This is a genomic window from Halomonas salinarum, from assembly GCF_012062845.1.
Lineage (GTDB): Bacteria > Pseudomonadota > Gammaproteobacteria > Pseudomonadales > Halomonadaceae > Onishia > Onishia salinarum.
In genome coordinates, this window is the sequence record NZ_WWNB01000019.1 from 15,279 (window position 1) to 32,804 (window position 17,526).

Here is a 17,526-nt window from a genome sequence, read left to right on the forward strand (position 1 = left end):
CACCCCAATCAGGCCAGATGAACCTATAGTGGTTCGGAAGGAGGCGCGATACAATCCAGAAATACTCGCCACGACTTTAGAAAAACTAAATCATGAGCCGATCCCTCAATTCGCAGACCCATGCCTGGTTGAAGGTCTTTGCGGTCAGCGCTCGCCACCTGTCCTTCACCCGCGCCGCCGAAGAGCTGCACGTTACCACCGGCGCGGTCAGCCAGCAGATCAAGCAGCTCGAGGAGCGGCTCGGCTTCAAGCTGTTCAGGCGCCTGCCACGCCGCCTTGAGCTCACCGACGAGGGCCGCCGACTGGCACTGGTCGTCGAAGATGCCTACCAGGCTGTGGGGCTCGAAGTCAGGCGACTGCGCAGCGGCGTAATGAGCGGCATCCTCAGGTTGCGCTCGGTGCCCTCCTTTCTTGCCAAGTGGCTGATGCCGCGCCTGCCGCGACTACAGGCCCGCTTCCCCGATATCGAACTGCAGGTCGTCGCCGAGGACAGCAGCATCTCGCTGCGGGAGGGCGACTTCGATCTCGCGCTGGATCTCAACGACGGCCAATACCCGGGACTTGCCATCACACCGCTGATGGACGAAGTTATCTTCCCGGTCTGCGCACCAAGCTTGCTGCGCGGCAAACCCCCGCTGCGCCGCCCGGAGGACCTGGCCTGGTACCCCCTGCTGCACGACGTCACCGCCTGGCGCGGCAGCAGCGACTATGCTGAATGGGAGCACTTTCTGCATGAGATCGATGCTCCCCACGTGGGCGTGCAGCGAGGCTATACTTTCAACCGCAACCAACTGACCATGGACGCGGCGAGTGCCGGAATGGGCGTGGCCATCGCCCGCCAGACCCTGATTACCAATGAGCTCAAGACTGGCACACTGATCGAACCGTTCTCGCAGCGCGTCGCCACCGGCAAGCGCTACGGTATCGTCCATGCGCCCGGGGCCCTGGATGACCGGCGCGTCAAGGCGGTACACGACTGGCTGGTCGAAGAGGCTCAACGGGTATCCGGCCACTAGCCGAACAGGTGGTCGCCTCAACGACAATTGCGATAATATAGCGGGTTAACTAATTGTTGCATCGCAAACACACGCCCCAAAGGATTGGCTGCTCGCATGTCTCCAGAGATCATTAGTTTTCGCTCCACCTGCCTTCGCGCATTGTGCTACATCCTGCTGACCGCCGCTATTGTGCAGGGCGTCTACCTGGAGGCCATCCACCTGCCTGACACTCGGCTGTCCGAAGTTAGCTTTACCGAATTTGCCCAGTCGACCCTGCTTTTGATTAGTGTCGTCCTGCTGGCTTACGTTCGCTTCGGACTCCGCCAATTGCCGACCATCAGCCTGCTGATGATGGCCTTCCTCGGCGCGTCACTGGTCCGCGAACAAGACGCGCTGCTCGATGCCTACGTCTTCGACGGCGCCTGGCAGGTCATCGTCACCCTGATCGTGCTGCCCAGTCTTTACGCCGTGATCCGCGCCCGACACACCTTTCTCGGCGAGTTCGAACGCTACGCCAACAGCTTCTCGTTCGGGCTTTTCGCGGCTGGCTTTCTGGTCACCTATGTCTTCTCGCGCCTCTATGGCCGCGGCGAGATGTGGATGGCAATTCTCGGCGACGCCTATGTGCGGGACTTCAAGAATGCCGCTGAGGAAACCACCGAACTGCTCGGCTATGCACTACTGCTGTTCGCGGTAATCGAACTCACGCTACTGGCACGGCGTCGCCTGGCGGCCCGCTAGGAACGTCGCCAGCACCACCACGACCGAAAGCCAGACGCAAAAACGCCCGCAAGCCATGCTTGCGGGCGTTTTTCTTACTGCCATGGCGTTAGCCGCCCTGGAGGCGGCTAACCCGAACCTTACTCGTCGAGGAAGGAACGCAGAGACTCGGAGCGTGACGGGTGGCGCAACTTGCGCAACGCCTTGGCCTCGATTTGACGAATACGCTCGCGGGTAACGTCGAACTGCTTGCCGACTTCCTCGAGGGTATGATCGGTATTCATGTCGATGCCGAAGCGCATGCGCAGCACCTTGGCCTCGCGCGCCGTCAGCCCGCCAAGCACATTGCGCGTCGCTTCGATCAATCCCTCGCCAGTGGCGAGGTCGATAGGCAGCAGCATGGTGCCATCTTCGATGAAATCCCCCAGATGTGAATCGTCATCGTCACCGATCGGCGTCTCCATGGAGATCGGTTCCTTGGCGATCTTGAGCACCTTGCGGACCTTGTCCTCGGGCATCTCAAGACGCTCACCGAGCTCTTCCGGCGTCGGCTCGCGACCCATCTCCTGCAGCATCTGCCGCGACACGCGGTTCAGCTTGTTGATGGTCTCGATCATGTGCACCGGAATACGGATGGTACGCGCCTGGTCGGCAATCGAGCGGGTAATCGCCTGGCGAATCCACCAGGTGGCATAAGTCGAGAACTTGTAGCCGCGACGGTATTCGAACTTGTCGACCGCCTTCATCAGACCGATATTGCCTTCCTGGATCAGATCCAGGAACTGCAAGCCGCGGTTGGTATACTTCTTGGCGATCGAAATCACCAGGCGCAGGTTGGCCTCGACCATCTCTTTCTTGGCCCGGCGCGCCTTGGCTTCACCGATCGACAGCCGACGATTGACCTCTTTCAGCTCAGGCACCTGGAGCTGGACCATGTCTTCTTCGAAGGCGATCTTGCGCTGAGCGCGGGCCACATCGCCGCGGAACGGCTCAAGACGATCCTTGAAGCGCGCGTTGGCCGCGAAGAATTCATCCAGCCACTCGCTGCGCGACTCATTGCCCGGGAAAGACTTGATGAACGTCTTGCGCGGCACTTTCCCTTTCTTGACGAAGATCTGCAGGATCGCTTTTTCCTGATGGCGAACCTGCTCGACGCTAATCCTTACCTGCCCCACCAAACGCTCGAAGTGCTTGGGCACCAGCTTGATCGGCGAGAACAACTCGGCGAGACGCGCCTGCTCGTCATTCACCTTCTTGGAGCCACGCCCATGCGTTTCGATCGCGGCTTGCACGATGGCGTTCTGCTCGCGAATCTGCTCGAAACGCGCCCTGGCTTCCTCAGGATCGGGGCCGCTGGTGGTCTCTTCTTCCTCGGCGTCCTCGTCGTCCTCGACGCCTTCGCCATCGGACTCGCTAACCGGCTCCTCAATAACCTCGGCTTCGGCGACACCGGGAATGCCCTCATCCGGGTCGATGAAACCAGAAAACAGGTCGGACAGGCGACCAGGCGCCTCTTCATCCTGTGTGCCGTCGTAAACTTCGAGTATCGACTCGACCGCACCGGGCAGGTACGCAAGCGCCGACATCACTTCACGCGTACCTTCTTCGATACGCTTGGCGATCTTGATCTCGCCTTCACGGGTCAGCAGTTCGACGGTCCCCATCTCGCGCATGTACATGCGCACCGGGTCAGTCGTGCGACCGACATCGCTCTCCACTGCCGCCAATGCCGCCACGGCCTCTTCGGCCGCGTGCTCATCGGTGGACTGATCCGCCATCATCAAGGTGTCTTCATCGGGTGCTTCTTCAACGACATTAATACCCATGTCGTTGATCATGCCGATGATGTCTTCCACTTGATCCGGGTCGGCGATATCCTCAGGAAGGTGGTCGTTGACCTCGGCATAGGTCAGGTAACCCTGTTCCTTGCCGCGCGCGATCAACTCCTTCAGACGCGACTGCTGCTGCGCATTTCCAGCCATAGAAACCCTATCTCGACGAAGAAGAATGAAGCACCCGAACGATCAGGCATGAAAAACCATAAAGCCGATCAGTATAGCGGTAAGATGGGCTATCCCGCCAGTATTGCGTTTGCGGTGCCGTTCAGGTGTGTTAGGTTGTTTGGTTGTGCTCGGGGTTGGAGCATCGCGATACACCCTTAGATGGTGCTGATGCGCAACATTTCAACCCCGTCCCGATATCGTATCGATGCCCGTCAGCGACCAAGCGACAAAGCTAAATCATTCAGGCGCTGTCTTTCCTCATGAGAAAGTCGCTGCCCGCCTTTCATCTTTGACATCAAAGCCGCGTACTCGCTCTGAGGGGTCTGCCGCGACTGAGCGCAGCGAAAATGCTCTACCAGGCCATCCAGTTCAGTGGCGCGCGCCGCTGGCGGCATCAGCAGCTCACGTCGCGCCAGGCCGGCCAGGCGCTCACCCTCAGGCGTGCCATGAAAGTGCGCCAACAGCACCTGAATGCTGCGATAGCGCCCCGCCCGCAATAGCTTGACCAGATCCTTGAACAGCGCACCATCGGCATCTTGCTCGGGGCACCAATCGAGGTCATCGGGCAGACGGTCCACCAGGGTTGGCTCATGAACCAACAGCTGAAGCGCGCGTGCAATCAAGCTCATGGCACCGCTTCGCGTTGCGGCCTGGGGCGCGCCGCCTTGAGCGCTTTGCTCTTCGGGCACCCGCCAGGTCTCCTGGGGCATCCCACTTTCGACGTCCTCAAGCGGCTCAGCTGGCGCCTTGGCAGTCAACAGCGCCGTAAAACGTGCCTGATCGACCCCCGTCCGCGAGGCAAGCTCGCTTAACATCAGCGACTTCAACACCCCTTCCGGCAGCTGCTCGATGGCTTTGAGCACCTGACTGGCATAGCGCTCACGATCCTCGACACTCGAAAGATCGCGCCCGCGCCCAGCCTGCTCGAACAGAAACTCTGACAGCGGGCTTGCGCAAGTCACCCGGTTCTGGAAAGCCTCAGGGCCTTCCCGGCGCACAAGACTATCCGGGTCCTCGCCCTCGGGCAGGAACAGGAATCGCGCCTGACGGCCATCGATCATCAACGGCAGGACATTGGCCAGCGCCCGACTGGCTGCCTGGCGCCCAGCCTGATCACCATCGAAGCAGAACACCACCTCGCCAACCATGCGAAATAGCCGGGTCAGATGCTCCTCGCTGGTCGAGGTGCCAAGGGTTGCCACCGCATTGCGGATGCCAAACTGCGCAAGCGCCACCACGTCCATGTACCCTTCGACGATCACCACCCGCTCGAGGTGGCGGTTCGCCTGACGCGCCTCATAAAGACCGTAGAGCTCACGCCCCTTGTGAAACACGGGGCTTTCCGACGAATTCAGGTACTTGGGCTTGGCATCCCCCAGCACCCGGCCACCGAAGGCGATGGTGCGCCCCTTGAAGTCGCGGATCGGAAAGACGACCCGATCGCGAAACCGGTCATAAGTGCGACCGCTATCCTCGCGATGTACCAGGAGGCCATACTCGATCTGCACTGCCTCCGACACGCCCTGACTGGAAAGATGACGCTTGAGCGCCTCCCAGTCATCAGGGGCATAGCCGATGGCGAACTCGTCCTGCACCTGGGGTGACAGGTCGCGACGCTCCAGATAGCGCCTGGCCTCTTGCGCCTCAGGCATCTTCAGCCGCTCGCGGAAAAAACGTGCCGCCAGCTCCAGAAGATTGACGCCTTCCTTGCGCTTCTGCTCCCGGGCCTTGGCATGCGGATCGTCAGCGCCCTCTCGAGGCACCTCGATTCCCTGCCGAGCCGCCAACTGCTCTACGGCCTCGGGAAAACGCAGGTTGTCGTACTCCATCAGGAAGCGCAGCGCATTGCCGTGCGCCCCGCAGCCGAAGCAGTGATAAAACTGCTTATCCTGGCTCACGGTGAACGAAGGCGATTTTTCCTGATGGAAGGGACATAGCCCGGCGTGATTACGGCCGTTTTTCTTGAGCGTCACCCGTTCGCCGACGACCTCGACCACATCCACACGGGCGAGCAGGTCATCGATAAAGCGTTGCGGGATCTGGCCCATGGCCATCGCGAGGCATCCTGAATAAACGGCGAACTGTGGCCGCAGCGAAACACTCCGCCGCGGCCACTAAAAAACAAACGGCCACCGTATGGCGGCCGCTTGGCATCCCTCTAGGACGGCATGGCCGCCCTTAGTACGGATTAATACAGCCGCTCGAAACGCTTCTTCTCACGCTGGAGCTTCTTGGCGTGACGCTTGACAGCGGCAGCAGCCTTGCGCTTGCGCTCGGCGGTCGGCTTCTCGTAGTGCTCGCGACGACGCACTTCGGACAGAACACCGGCTTTCTCGCAGGAACGCTTGAAGCGACGCAGCGCGACGTCGAACGGCTCGTTATCACGTACTTTGACAGAAGGCATTAAGCACTCACCTACCTTGGAATCATGAGTTCGGTTTGAACGCACGCCTCGAGTCTTTCGCATCGCTTGAAACATAACGTCCAAGCCACTTTGGAGCGGCATCGGCAATCATCAGGAAAAAGCGGACAGCGAGTGGAACCCGGGCGCACGACCCAGTCATACAGCGGACAATATTCTAGTCGTGGCCTGCCAACTTTGCAAACCTTGGCATCAAGCCGGTGCCCGACGGCATCCAAAGCACGTATAATGGGCGGCTTATTGTTAGCCAGTCATCATAGCCTTGGGGCTTTATCATGCGCGTACTAGGGATCGAGACGTCCTGTGACGAGACCGGCGTTGCCCTCTTTGACACCGAGCGGGGGCTGATTGCCGACGCCCTTTACAGCCAGATCGCCATGCATGCCGATTATGGTGGCGTAGTGCCGGAGCTCGCTTCCCGCGACCACACGCGCAAGCTGCTGCCGCTCATCGAGGAAGTGCTCGACAGTGGTGGCTTGACTCGCCGCGATCTCGACGGCATCGCCTATACCGCAGGCCCGGGCCTGGTCGGTGCTCTGATGGTGGGCGCCTCCACCGCCCATGGCCTGGCGCGCGCGCTCAGTATCCCGGTGCTTGGCGTCCACCACATGGAGGGGCACCTGCTGGCCCCGATGCTTGAAGATGCGCCGCCCGCCTTTCCTTTCGTTGCCCTGCTGGTATCGGGCGGCCACACGCAGCTGGTCGAGGTGCGTGGACTTGGCGACTATCAGTTGCTCGGTGAATCGGTGGACGATGCCGCTGGCGAAGCCTTCGACAAGGCCGCCAAGATGCTGGAACTGGCCTATCCAGGCGGCCCCAATGTGGCACGCCTGGCCGAACAGGGCGACCCGACACGCTTTCGTTTCCCGAGACCGATGACCGACCGGCCGGGTCTCGATTTCAGCTTCTCGGGGCTAAAGACCCATACCCTGACCGCCATCCGCCACCTCAAGGAGGCCGGCCAACTCGATGACCAGGCACGCGCCGACGTCGCCCGCGCCTTCGAGGAAGCCGTGGTCGACACCTTGGTGATCAAGTGCCGGCGAGCGCTGGATGTCACCGGCCTTAAGCGCCTGGTCGTCGCAGGCGGCGTCAGTGCCAACGCGAGGCTGCGTGAACGCCTGGCGGTGGAAACCGACAAGCGTGGCGCCAAGGCGTTCTATCCCCGGGGGCGCTTCTGCACCGACAATGGCGCCATGATCGCCTATGTCGGTGCACAACGGCTATTGGCAGGGGAACGCGACGACAGCGCCATGCGCGCCGTGCCACGCTGGCCGCTGGATCAGTTAGTGCCTGCCGGACACCGACACGCCCCCGCTCGACCCTAGTCGTCTTCCCGGGCGCTATCCGTCGATAGCGCCTTCTCACCGCCGCGACCCAGGCGGCGGATGTTCCACGCGTGACGCACCACGACCAGTATCGCGAAGATGATGATCACGCCTGCATAGTCGGGCGAAAGCCACAGACTGACCAGTGGTGCGAGCGTCGCGCTGGCAAGCGACGCCACCGACGCGGTCCGTACCCGCCAGGCGAGCAGGACCCAGCAAGCGGCACTGACCAACGCCACGCCGGGGGCCAGCACCAGCAATAGCCCGAAGGCACTGGCCACCGCCTTGCCGCCGCGAAAGTGGTGCCAAGGCGGGTAGCTGTGGCCCAGCAGCACTGCAAGCCCCACCAGCCCCTGGGCCCAGGGCGGCAAGCCCTGCGCCTGAGCGACCAGCAGCACCGGCATGCCCTTGGCAGCATCCAGTGCAAGGGTCGCCAGTGCCAACCGCGTGCCATAGAGGCGCAGCACATTGGAAAACCCCGGATTGCAGGACCCTGCCAGCCGAGGGTCGCGCACCCCGGCACACCGGCATACGAGCAGTGCGCCCAGGGCGCTACCACTGAGATAGCCCAGCACCAGCAGCGACCCCATGACGAGAGCCAGATAACTTGGCGGCATAAGGGTTCTCCCGAGCATCGCAGCGGCCAGCCATGATTCTGCCCGCTGACTCACGTACAATCGAGCCCGGCAATTCTTAAAGACCGACTGGTGGGGGATGCATTAATGGATTGCGTGTTGATCGAGGCGCTTGAGGTAGACACCGTGATCGGCGTCTACGACTGGGAGCGTGACATACTCCAGCGCCTGGTCCTCGACCTGGAACTGGCCACCGATATCCGCCCCGCCGCGGCCGATGACGATATCGACAAGACTCTGGACTACGCGGCTATCAGCGAGCGCATTGCCACCTTCGCTGGCGAGCATGACTTCGCGCTGGTGGAAACTTTTGCCGAACGCTTGGCCGCCACCCTGCGCGAGGAATTCGGTATCGCCTGGCTGCACCTCACGGTACGCAAGCCCGGCGCCGTGGCCAACGCCCGAGCCGTTGGTGTACGCATCACGCGAGGCGAACGCCCATGAACCAGGTTACCGTCAGCATCGGCAGCAACATCGAACGCGACAAGCATGTTCGCGTCTGCCTCGACGCCCTTCACGCCTCTTTCGGTGAGCTTGCCGTGTCCAGGGTCTTCGAGAGTGAACCGGTAGGCTTCGAGGATGGACGCAACTTCTATAACCTGGTGGCAGCCTTTTACAGCGAGGCCTCGGTCGGCGAGTTACAGGCCTGGTGCAAGCGCCTCGAATTTGCCCATGGCCGAGTGAAAGACAGCGCCAAGTTCAGTCCCCGCACCCTCGATATCGACCTGTTGACGGTGGGCGCGCTCACCGGGGAGCACGATGGCATCGAACTGCCACGTGACGAAATCACCCAACATGCCTTCGTCCTGAAGCCGCTAGCGGAACTCTTGCCCGAAGCGACGCACCCGGTCAGTGGCGAGCGCTATGACCGCCTTTGGCAGGCCTTCGATGCCGGCGACCAGCGCCTCTGGCCAGTGGATTTCTACTGGCAGCAACAGTGGATCTCCCGCGCCGATTAAGCCATACCTGAAAACTGCCTAGTGCAGTTTTCTTGTCTTTGTGGCCTATGTTTACCCAGCGTCCGACAACACCTCGGCGATCGCGGCCTGGCGGCGCCGGTCGAGTTCCTCGCCCAATGCCTTGCCCTTGAAGCCTTCCTCAAGCAGTCCTCGAGGCTCAATCGCGCGCGCGGCAAGGTAGGCATCATCCAGTACCCGGGCAAGATCAGGCGCCTCCAGCGCCAATAATGCCAGTTGCGGCGCCAGACGCTCTTCGCGCCGCCAGGCGTCGATACCACTGAACCAGGCGAGCGCCTGCTCGGCCGTGAGCGGCGCTGCCTGATGCTCAATACGCAGTGCTCGGGTACGAGCGGCTTGCCGTGCCAGGTCGGCATAGGCCTTGGGCAGTTTCAGGCGTTCGGCGAGCGCGTCTCGACTGTCCTCGTCGAGGTGCTCGACCAGCCGTGCCCAACGAAAGCGTCGCCGTGCACCGCCGTCATCATCGTCAGCGATGTCGTCCTGTGTCGCCGGCAAGTGGTGCAACCGCGCCAATGCCGAGGCGAAGGCATCGCGGTCGGTGATCAGCTCCGGCATCAACACAGCAAGCGCCCCGCACGCATCGAGGGCGGTGAAATACGCCTCGGGGCACGGTTCGCCCAGCGCCTTCTCGGTCTCGGTCCAGACCCGCTCGGCGACCAGATGCGCAAGCTCGCCACTATCGGCAAGCCATTGCATCAGGGAAAGCGTCTCCTCGGCGATGGTGAAACCGAGTCCTCGGTAGCGGGCCAGGAAACGTGCGGTGCGCAATACCCGCAACGGATCTTCGACGAAGGCTGGCGAGACATGCCGAAGCCGCTTGGCGTCGAGGTCATGAAGGCCGTGATACGGATCTGTCAGGGTGCCATCGGTGTCTTCTGCCATGGCATTGATGGTCAGATCGCGGCGCACCAGGTCATCTTCGAGACTGACCTCGGGGCTTGCATGTACCTCGAAGCCCGTATAGCCATGACCGCGCTTGCGCTCGGTGCGCGCCAGGGCGTATTCCTCATGGGTCACCGGATGCAGAAAGACCGGGAAATCGCGCCCCACCGGGGTAAAGCCGCGTCGCATCATCTCATCGACACTGGCCCCTACTACCACCCAGTCGCGATCGACGACCGGCCAACCCAGGCGCGCATCACGGACGGCACCGCCCACACAATAGACCTCGAGACCCTCAAGGAAACGGTCACCCCTCATGCCGGTGCCGAGGCAACGCGCGTGGGGTGCTTGGCCGCCCAGTCGGTGAAGCCGCCATCCAGGCTATAGACCCGTGTATACCCCTGTCCGCCGAGCCAGGCAGCGGCCTGCTGACTGGAATGGCCGTGGTAACAGACGACCACTAGCGGCGAATCCTTGGGTGTCTCGTCGAGCAGCGCACCGACGCTTGCGTTGTCCAGGTGGCGACTCGCCGGAATATGCCCGCGGGCGAAGCTCACCGGGTCTCGAATATCGACCAGCGTCAGCGGCTCGCCTTCGTCCAGCCAGGCTTTAAGAGTGGGGATGTCCAGATGCTCGAAGGGCGTCGTGCTCATGGTAGCTCCACGAAAAATAAGAGGGTGTAGCGGCAAGCGGGGAATCAGGGGCGGGAGTCGATCAGGCCCCTTTCAGACTCGGCTGACTGATGCGCTTGCCGGTCGAAAGATCCAGTGCGGTCAGGCTTCCGCCCCACACACACCCCGTGTCCAGTGCCTCGGCACGGACTCGGCTGCCGGGCGTGGCGCCCTCAAGCGCCGCCCAATGACCGAAGAGGATATGCGGATCGTCCTCGCGGGAATAGCTGAACCAGGGGGCGAAGCCCTTGGGCTCCGAGTCGAGCCCTTCCTTGGCGGCGAACTCCAGTTGGCCGTCCGGGTCGACGAAGCGCATGCGCGTGAAGGCATTGACGATGAATCGAGCTCGGTCCATGCCATCGAGATCATCCTGCCAGTGGCTCGGGTGATTCCCGTACATGCGCGAGAGAAAATCGCCGTTGTCGTCGGCGAGCCTCGCCTCGACTTCACCTGCCAATGCCGCAGCCTTGGCCACCGACCACTGAGGCAACAGACCGGCATGACACATCACGGTATCGTGCTGCTCGCCTGGCTCAAGCCCCGATGCACGCACCATCAACGGCTGCTGTTGCAGCCAGTCGAGCAGCGCCTCGCGATCCGGCGCCTCGAGAATCGTTGCCAGGGTATCGGAGCGCTTGGTGGTACCGTTACCCCGGGCCACCGCCAGCAGGTGCAAGTCATGATTACCCAGCACCACCTGCACCGAATCACCGAGTGCGACCACCTCGCGCAGGCAATCAAGCGAGCCCGGCCCACGATTGACCAGATCCCCGGCCAACCATAGCGTGTCGCGACTGGGTGCGAAGTCGAGGCGCTCGAGCAGCGCCACAAACTCCCGGTGGCACCCCTGCAGATCACCGATCGCATAAGTGGTCATGGTATCTCCTGGTGACAAAGGCTTAAACGATGTTGCCGTCACGGTCCTGTGCAGCATTGTGGGTTGGCATGGCAGTGATGTCCTACCAGAGCGCCAGACTTGCAGGCCCGCCGTGAAGGGTCAATGCACCTGATGGGGGCTCGCCAAGCGGAAGGGGGCAATGGGGACTTCGAGATGCTGCTGCGTGGCAGCATCGACACAGGTGTAATCGCCTTCCATTACGCCCACGGGGCCATCCAGCACTGCTCGGCTGGTATAGCTAAAGGTCTGGCCTGGACCGATCATCGGCTGCTTGCCCACCACGCCCTTGCCTCTCACTTCCTGCACCTTGCCGCTGCTCTGGGTTATCTTCCAGTGACGCGCCAGCAACTGCACGCTATGCGATGAACGGTTATGCACGGTGACGGTGTAGCTGAACACGTAGCGGGACTCGGCTTCGTCGGACTCATCGGCGCGGTAGGCCGGCTCGACGTCGACAAAGAGCGCCGCGATCAGCGCTTCGCGATTAGTGTCGCTCATGCAACCTCCTCTGCCAGATGATCGGCGATGCGCACAAATTCCTCGACGGAGAGCGTCTGGGGCCGCCGGGTCGGATCAATCCCCAGACGCTCCAGCGCCTCGGCGGATACACGCCCCTTGAGATTGTTGCGCAGGGTCTTGCGCCGCTGCCCGAAGGCCTCGCGGACCACATCGAACAACAGCGCCGGATCCCTTGCCGGGTGTGGCAAGGTGTCATGCGGCACCATCTGCACGATAGCCGACTCTACCTTGGGCTGCGGCACGAAGGCTTCAGGCGGGACCACAAACAGCGACTCGACCCGACAGTGGTACTGCGCCAGCACCGAAAGGCGCCCCCAGTGGGTGTCGCCGGGCGCGGCGGCGAGGCGCTCGACCACTTCCTTCTGCAGCATGAAGTGCATGTCGGCAATCGCGCCCGGCGTCTCGAGCAGGTGCACGATCAACGGCGTGGAGATGTTGTAGGGCAGGTTGCCGACCACCCGCAACGCCGGGCCATCGCCACGCAAGGCGGCAAAGTCGAAGGTCAGGGCATCCCCCTCGTGAATCACGAAACCGGGATACTGAAAGAACTGCACACGCAGGCCGGGGATCAGGTCGCGATCAAGCTCGATCACCTCGAGGGCACCGCCGGCCGCATCGATCAGCGGCTCGGTCAGCGCACCCTGGCCGGGGCCGATTTCGACCAGCCGCTCGCCTTCTCGTGGGTCGATAGACCGCACGATGCGCGAGATGACCCCCGAGTCTTGCAGGAAGTTCTGGCCGAAGCGCTTGCGGGCCCGATGCAGGGGTGGGCGTGAAGACATGCGATGGATGATCCTTTGATTCAGACAGAATGTGGGGCTTATCGAGGCCGGGCTCGGCACCGATGGACGGTGCCGGCTAGCCACGCTTGCAGATAGACAGGGCCAATTAAGACAGGGTGGCGCTTGTCGCCATCTCGGCCGCCAGATTCATGGCGACGCGCAGGCTGCCGGTATCGGCGATGCCACGACCGGCGAGATCGAGAGCCGTGCCGTGATCCACCGAGGTGCGCACCAGCGGCAGGCCCAGGGTGATATTGGCCGCACGCCCGAACCCTGCGTACTTGAGCACAGCGAGCCCCTGATCATGATACATGGCCAACACCGCATCGGCGTCATCGAGATGCCGTGGGGTGAAGAGGGTATCGGCGGGATAAGGACCGCGTACATCGAGCCCATCAGTCACCAGGCGCTCGAGCGTCGGGGTGATGATCTCGAGCTCTTCGCGCCCCAGGTGACCGTCCTCGCCAGCATGGGGGTTGAGCCCGCACACCTTGAGGCGCGGCGCGGCGACCCCGAAGTAGCGCTTCAGGTCGGCATCGATGATGTGCAACACACGACTCAGCCCTTCGGCGGTAATGGCATCGGCCACGTCGCGCAGGGGCAGATGCGTGGTCGCCAACGCCACCCGCAACGGGCAGCGCACCGGTCCGTCGAGCTGACCATGCAGCGCCTGGTCGGTGGCCAGCATCATGACCACCTCTTCGACCCCACAAGCATCGCGCAGGTATTCGGTATGGCCGGTGAAGCCGACCTGGCCGCCCTCGATGATCGCCCCCTTGTGCAAGGGTGCGGTGACCATGCCCTGAGCCTTGCCCTCACGACAGGCCGCAATAGCCAGATCCAAGGTCTCGAGCACATAGGCGCCGTTGGCGGGATCAAGCTTGCCGGCATGGCAAGGCGCTTTCAGGGCCACCGGCCATACCGGCAGTACGCCACGACGTGGCATAGACGGCGTCTCGCCAGGCTCCAGCACCCACACCGTCACGTCCAGCTCAAGCTGTGCGGCGAGCGCTTCAAGCAGCGCCGGGTCGCCCACCGCTACGCCGATGAACGCCGGGGCCATATCGGAGGCATCACCCGACATGCCCTCGGCGGCCAGCATCAATGCCAGTTCCGGGCCAATGCCGGCGGGCTCACCGGTGGTCAGCGCCAGTACCGGCGGTTTCATGATCCGCTGGCACCGCTCAAGCGGTTATCGATATAGGCACCAGCGCGAATTTCCTGCAGCCAGACCTCCATCTCATCGTTGGCCTTGCGCTGGAAGAGAGTCTGGCGCACCTGGTCGCGTTGCGTCAGGTTGCGTCCCTGGCCGCCTTCGCGGTCGGCGACCTTGACCAGGTGAAAGCCGCTGGGGCTTCTGATCGGATCGGAGACCTCGCCCTCCTCCAGTGACGGCACTGCCTGGGTGAAGATACTCGGCAGCTCGGCAGACGAACGCCAGCCCAGATCGCCCCCATTGAGCGCCTGACCACCATCGGACTCGGCGGCTGCCAGGCTGGCGAAATCGGCCCCCTCATCGAGACGGCGACGCAGGCGCTCGATCTCGCCACGGGCCTCGTCGATCTGCGCCTGGGACGGCGACTGCGGCAGCGCCACCATGATGTGCGACAGGCGGTAGCGCACGTCGCCATTGGCGCTCTGCTGCTCCAGGTAACGATCCACTTCACGCTCACTGACGGTGACTCGGCTGGCCACCCGGCGCTGCTGGAGCTGACGCATCAAGAGCTCGCGACGCACGTCCTCACGCACGGCAGCAAGCGACAACCCATCGGCCTCGAGGGTATCGGCGAACTGCTCGAGGCTCATGCCGTTGCTCTCAGCGATGCCGCGCACCGTGCGATTGAGCTCGGTATCATCGACGCTGAGATTGGCGTCGTTGGCCATTTGCAGCTGCACCTCTTCAACGATCATGCGATCCAGCACCTGCTGTTCCAGAGCCGCGTCGCTGGGTGGTGTGACGCCACGCTTTTCCAGCTGATCGCGTGCTCGGGCGACCCGGTTCTCGAGTTCGCTATGCATGATCGCGCCCTCGTTGACCACCGCCACAATGTGATCCAGCGGCTTAACCTGCTGGGCCGATGCCGGCTGTGAAGCCGCGGCCAGTGGCAGGGCCACCATCAGCGCCATGGCCAGCGGGGCGATCAATCGACTGCGCATAAATACCTCTTTGACTCGTTTCATGTGTCGATGCCTTAGCGCCGCAGCGCTCAAAAGGCGGTGGAGCGATAGCCGGGAATGGCCTGCTCGAAGTAACTGTCTGCTTCCTGGCCTACCCCGCCGAGGCCCTTGAAGACAAAGCGCAGGAAGATGCCACGATCAGAGTAGTCGTCGGCCGTCGTATTGGCCGTGTCGTTGTCCTCGACCCAGTCACGCCATACCAGCTGCAGACCATAGCAGCAGTCGTTCCACTGCACACCCGCCAGACGTTCCAGAGAGCGACTGTTGGTGTTGTCGTACAGGTAGCGACCTATGAGGTCGACTCGAGCGCTGGCGCGCAGGGCGAAGGATACGTCGAATTCCTCGCGGTTGTAGCCGAGCCGGTCTTCGGGATCGTCGGCGGAGGGATCGAATCCCTGAAGCTCCCAGCGATAGCCGAGGTTCAGCACATGACCACGGGGGTCCCGATAGGCAAGATCGATGCCGTTGCGCTCGGTCACTTCCCGCTCGGTATCATAGAGCCAGGCATAGCGTGTGCTCCAGTAATCGCTGATCTGCCAGTCGATCTTCGCCACCAGCGGCGTGCGATCGCGAGTGGCGCGATACCAGGCGGCGTTATTGGTATCACGATCCGGCAGTGTATCCGGGTCGCCATTTATGTCGATGTTGCGATCCTCGAAATAAAAGCCCTGACCGATGCCAATATCGAGTCGCTCGCGACCGCTGTCGTCTTCAAGAAAGCGTGAACTGACCCCGGCCGAGAGGCGATTCAGATCCCCGACCCGGTCTGCCCCCGAGAAGCGATACGGCGACCACAGCTGACCCCAGGAGAAAGCACGCTCGTTGGTGTCGAAATCGGGAAAGTCCTGCTGGTCTTCGGCCGGCACATAGGCGTAATTGAGACGCGGCTCCAGGGTCTGACGGTAGTCATCACCGAAGGCCGAGAGGTCGCGCTCGAACACCAGGCCACCATCCAGCGAGCTGACCGGCACGGTGCGTGAAAGCGTGGTGTCTCGCTGGGTCTCAAGGGCGCCATAGTCGAGATCATAGGCGGTCTGCAGAAGCTCGACCTTGGGCTCGAAGAACCCCCAGCTGGCATCTCCGCGCCACCCCACTGCCGGTGCCAGATGAATGCGGCTACCGGTGGCGGCTTCGTTGACCGGTACCTCTTGCTCGGCGACGTCACGCCAGAAGTAGGTCGCATTGGAGCGCCACTGTTGGTAGAAGCCGCTATTCTGATCCCAGCGCGCGTTGGCGGTCATGCTCGGCAGCCGATAGAAGGGCTTGTCGCGCTCGGCCAACGGGAAATCGAGTCGCTGAAACCCCTGCGCGCGGGCTTCTAGCTGCCACGTCTCGCCACTGTAATCGAATAGCGCCAGGCGCGGCAGATAGGCCGTATCGGATTCGCCGAAGTCACGCCCGAAATCATCGAAGTAGCGCCCATCGCTGGCGGCGCCATAGGCCAACTGGTAATCGAGCCGGGGACTCAGCCGCCCTTGATGGCGATAGTCCAGATACCAGCGATCTTCTCCGCGGAAGGTATCCGGCGGATCATTGGGATTGGATGAGTTCTTGCCCTGATCGTCGGCAAGATAGGCACCCTCAAGCGTGCCGGCATAGCCCTGATGAAAATAGCCCTCTTGCAGATAGCGGAACTCGCCACCCATCAGGAACCCGCGATCGCTGATGAACCGTGGGGTAAGGGTCGCGTCGTAATTAGGCGCCAGGTTGAAATAGTAGGGTTGGGCGTAGTCGAGGCCATCACCCGAGGCGCTGATCACCGGCCACAGAAAGCCTGACTGGCGCCGATCGTCGATCGGGAAACGCACCCATGGCCAATAGAAGACCGGTACGTCCTGCACCTCGAGGCGCGCATGGGTGGCGGTACCGAAGCCCGCCTCGCGGTCCAGCAGGATGTCGCTACTCACCAGACGCCATGCCTGGCTACCCGGATCACAGGTGGTGAAGCTGGCGTCACTGAGTCGATAGCGACCATCTTCAAGACGGGCCAAGCGCTGCGCGTCGCCGCGCAGACGCGCCTCGTGAGCCACATAGTGAGCACTATCGACCGAGGCAGCATCACTGTTCAGCGACACCTCGGCGGCATCGCCACGCACCAGCAACCCTTGATCGCGCAGGGCCATGGGCCCCGCTACCTGGGCCCGTTCGCGAGCGGGCCCCAGGCTCACTTGCGGTGCCTCGACCTGGCTGTTACCACGACGCAACAGCACTTCGCCGGCCAGGCGCACGGTGCCATCTTCGTCATAGCGGGCACGGTCCGAGGCAGAACGGATATCCTCGGCGGTGTCGCCTGCTGGCAGACGATAGGCCGGCATCACATAGCGGCCGCGGCATAGTGCATCTGACGGCGCATCATCGCCCCAGGGCTGCCAGTCGAGCTTTTCCGCTGGCAGTGGCGCCGGTGGCGCCGCCAGAACATTACCACCGGCGACGGCGGTCAGGCCGGCCAAGGCAGTCCAGTAGAGTCGTTTACCCATCTTCCTCGCTGTCCTTGACGGGGGAAATCGGTATTA

At 62.5% G+C, this 17,526-nt stretch carries 17 protein-coding genes; 5 read left to right on the forward strand and 12 right to left on the reverse strand.

Features of this window, described 5'->3' with window-relative positions; all coding sequences use genetic code 11:
* Positions 1–92 precede the first annotated feature (92 nt).
* Both HF027_RS12640 and HF027_RS12645 read left to right on the forward strand, forming a co-directional pair.
* Entirely contained in the window at positions 93–1,016 is a 924-nt protein-coding gene (locus HF027_RS12640; protein WP_168016223.1) for a LysR substrate-binding domain-containing protein, read from the forward strand.
* A gap of 96 nt (positions 1,017–1,112) precedes the next feature.
* Positions 1,113–1,739 carry a hypothetical protein gene (locus HF027_RS12645; RefSeq protein ID WP_168016225.1) on the forward strand — a complete coding sequence of 209 codons (627 nt, stop codon included), beginning with the start codon at positions 1,113–1,115 and terminating at the stop codon, positions 1,737–1,739.
* Between the two features lie 119 nt (positions 1,740–1,858).
* Here HF027_RS12645 and rpoD read toward each other — a convergent pair whose 3' ends face one another.
* The 3 genes from rpoD to rpsU form a co-directional block, all read right to left on the reverse strand.
* Positions 1,859–3,700, reverse strand: a complete 1,842-nt coding sequence (rpoD, locus tag HF027_RS12650) for an RNA polymerase sigma factor RpoD (RefSeq protein ID WP_168016227.1) — start codon at positions 3,698–3,700, stop codon at positions 1,859–1,861.
* A 233-nt stretch (positions 3,701–3,933) separates the two neighbouring features.
* Positions 3,934–5,775, reverse strand: coding sequence for a DNA primase (dnaG, locus tag HF027_RS12655; RefSeq protein WP_245184793.1), 1,842 nt, complete (start codon positions 5,773–5,775; stop codon positions 3,934–3,936).
* Positions 5,776–5,909: 134 nt separating this feature from the next.
* Positions 5,910–6,125, reverse strand: coding sequence for a 30S ribosomal protein S21 (gene rpsU / locus HF027_RS12660; RefSeq protein WP_136253559.1), 216 nt, complete (start codon positions 6,123–6,125; stop codon positions 5,910–5,912).
* A 293-nt stretch (positions 6,126–6,418) separates the two neighbouring features.
* Between rpsU and tsaD the strand changes: the two genes are divergently transcribed.
* Complete coding sequence (gene tsaD, locus HF027_RS12665) at positions 6,419–7,471, forward strand: tRNA (adenosine(37)-N6)-threonylcarbamoyltransferase complex transferase subunit TsaD (protein ID WP_168016229.1); 1,053 nt, start codon at positions 6,419–6,421, stop codon at positions 7,469–7,471.
* Here tsaD and plsY read toward each other — a convergent pair.
* On the reverse strand, positions 7,468–8,088 hold the full coding sequence (gene plsY / locus HF027_RS12670; RefSeq protein ID WP_209316446.1) for a glycerol-3-phosphate 1-O-acyltransferase PlsY: 621 nt from the start codon (positions 8,086–8,088) through the stop codon (positions 7,468–7,470). The two genes, tsaD and plsY, sit on opposite strands and share 4 nt — an antisense overlap.
* A gap of 105 nt (positions 8,089–8,193) precedes the next feature.
* Here plsY and folB point away from each other — a divergent pair, with 105 nt between their 5' ends.
* Positions 8,194–8,550, forward strand: coding sequence for a dihydroneopterin aldolase (gene folB, locus HF027_RS12675; RefSeq protein WP_168016231.1), 357 nt, complete (start codon positions 8,194–8,196; stop codon positions 8,548–8,550).
* Entirely contained in the window at positions 8,547–9,065 is a 519-nt protein-coding gene (folK, locus tag HF027_RS12680; RefSeq protein WP_168016233.1) for a 2-amino-4-hydroxy-6-hydroxymethyldihydropteridine diphosphokinase, read from the forward strand. Before folB ends, folK begins: the two co-directional genes overlap by 4 nt.
* A 51-nt stretch (positions 9,066–9,116) precedes the next feature.
* On the opposite strand, the gene HF027_RS12685 is transcribed toward folK, so the two are convergent.
* From HF027_RS12685 to HF027_RS12720, 8 genes are all read right to left on the reverse strand, one after another.
* The gene (locus tag HF027_RS12685) at positions 9,117–10,283 is read right to left on the reverse strand and encodes a tRNA nucleotidyltransferase/poly(A) polymerase-related protein (RefSeq protein WP_168016235.1); all 1,167 of its coding nucleotides are present in this window, start codon (positions 10,281–10,283) and stop codon (positions 9,117–9,119) included.
* Positions 10,280–10,618 (reverse strand): thiosulfate sulfurtransferase GlpE, encoded by a 339-nt coding sequence (glpE, locus tag HF027_RS12690; protein WP_136253564.1) that lies wholly within the window; start codon positions 10,616–10,618, stop codon positions 10,280–10,282. The genes HF027_RS12685 and glpE overlap by 4 nt, the downstream gene beginning before the upstream one ends.
* Before the next feature lie 61 nt (positions 10,619–10,679).
* The gene (locus HF027_RS12695) at positions 10,680–11,513 is read right to left on the reverse strand and encodes a symmetrical bis(5'-nucleosyl)-tetraphosphatase (RefSeq protein ID WP_168016237.1); all 834 of its coding nucleotides are present in this window, start codon (positions 11,511–11,513) and stop codon (positions 10,680–10,682) included.
* Positions 11,514–11,633: 120 nt separating this feature from the next.
* Positions 11,634–12,032, reverse strand: a complete 399-nt coding sequence (apaG, locus tag HF027_RS12700) for a Co2+/Mg2+ efflux protein ApaG (protein ID WP_205742673.1) — start codon at positions 12,030–12,032, stop codon at positions 11,634–11,636.
* Positions 12,029–12,835, reverse strand: coding sequence for a 16S rRNA (adenine(1518)-N(6)/adenine(1519)-N(6))-dimethyltransferase RsmA (gene rsmA, locus HF027_RS12705; RefSeq protein WP_168016239.1), 807 nt, complete (start codon positions 12,833–12,835; stop codon positions 12,029–12,031). The genes apaG and rsmA overlap by 4 nt, the downstream gene beginning before the upstream one ends.
* Before the next feature lie 106 nt (positions 12,836–12,941).
* Positions 12,942–14,003, reverse strand: coding sequence for a 4-hydroxythreonine-4-phosphate dehydrogenase PdxA (pdxA, locus tag HF027_RS12710; RefSeq protein WP_168016241.1), 1,062 nt, complete (start codon positions 14,001–14,003; stop codon positions 12,942–12,944).
* On the reverse strand, positions 14,000–15,016 hold the full coding sequence (locus HF027_RS12715) for a peptidylprolyl isomerase (protein WP_245184794.1): 1,017 nt from the start codon (positions 15,014–15,016) through the stop codon (positions 14,000–14,002). Before HF027_RS12715 ends, pdxA begins: the two co-directional genes overlap by 4 nt.
* Before the next feature lie 26 nt (positions 15,017–15,042).
* Entirely contained in the window at positions 15,043–17,490 is a 2,448-nt protein-coding gene (locus HF027_RS12720; protein WP_168016243.1) for an LPS-assembly protein LptD, read from the reverse strand.
* Between the last annotated feature and the right edge of the window lie 36 nt (positions 17,491–17,526).

Excerpts from the sequence above, each read along its gene's own strand:
- folB (WP_168016231.1), top strand. The coding sequence starts at position 8,194 with ATGGATTGCGTGTTGATCGAGGCGCTTGAGGTAGACACCGTGATCGGC.
- glpE (WP_136253564.1), bottom strand. The coding sequence starts at position 10,618 with ATGAGCACGACGCCCTTCGAGCATCTGGACATCCCCACTCTTAAAGCC.
- HF027_RS12645 (WP_168016225.1), top strand. The coding sequence starts at position 1,113 with ATGTCTCCAGAGATCATTAGTTTTCGCTCCACCTGCCTTCGCGCATTG.
- rsmA (WP_168016239.1), bottom strand. The coding sequence starts at position 12,835 with ATGTCTTCACGCCCACCCCTGCATCGGGCCCGCAAGCGCTTCGGCCAG.
- pdxA (WP_168016241.1), bottom strand. The coding sequence starts at position 14,003 with ATGAAACCGCCGGTACTGGCGCTGACCACCGGTGAGCCCGCCGGCATT.
- tsaD (WP_168016229.1), top strand. The coding sequence starts at position 6,419 with ATGCGCGTACTAGGGATCGAGACGTCCTGTGACGAGACCGGCGTTGCC.
- rpoD (WP_168016227.1), bottom strand. The coding sequence starts at position 3,700 with ATGGCTGGAAATGCGCAGCAGCAGTCGCGTCTGAAGGAGTTGATCGCG.
- rpsU (WP_136253559.1), bottom strand. The coding sequence starts at position 6,125 with ATGCCTTCTGTCAAAGTACGTGATAACGAGCCGTTCGACGTCGCGCTG.
- HF027_RS12715 (WP_245184794.1), bottom strand. The coding sequence starts at position 15,016 with ATGAAACGAGTCAAAGAGGTATTTATGCGCAGTCGATTGATCGCCCCG.
- folK (WP_168016233.1), top strand. The coding sequence starts at position 8,547 with ATGAACCAGGTTACCGTCAGCATCGGCAGCAACATCGAACGCGACAAG.
- HF027_RS12685 (WP_168016235.1), bottom strand. The coding sequence starts at position 10,283 with ATGAGGGGTGACCGTTTCCTTGAGGGTCTCGAGGTCTATTGTGTGGGC.
- HF027_RS12640 (WP_168016223.1), top strand. The coding sequence starts at position 93 with ATGAGCCGATCCCTCAATTCGCAGACCCATGCCTGGTTGAAGGTCTTT.
- plsY (WP_209316446.1), bottom strand. The coding sequence starts at position 8,088 with ATGCCGCCAAGTTATCTGGCTCTCGTCATGGGGTCGCTGCTGGTGCTG.
- dnaG (WP_245184793.1), bottom strand. The coding sequence starts at position 5,775 with ATGGCCATGGGCCAGATCCCGCAACGCTTTATCGATGACCTGCTCGCC.
- HF027_RS12720 (WP_168016243.1), bottom strand. The coding sequence starts at position 17,490 with ATGGGTAAACGACTCTACTGGACTGCCTTGGCCGGCCTGACCGCCGTC.
- apaG (WP_205742673.1), bottom strand. The coding sequence starts at position 12,032 with ATGAGCGACACTAATCGCGAAGCGCTGATCGCGGCGCTCTTTGTCGAC.
- HF027_RS12695 (WP_168016237.1), bottom strand. The coding sequence starts at position 11,513 with ATGACCACTTATGCGATCGGTGATCTGCAGGGGTGCCACCGGGAGTTT.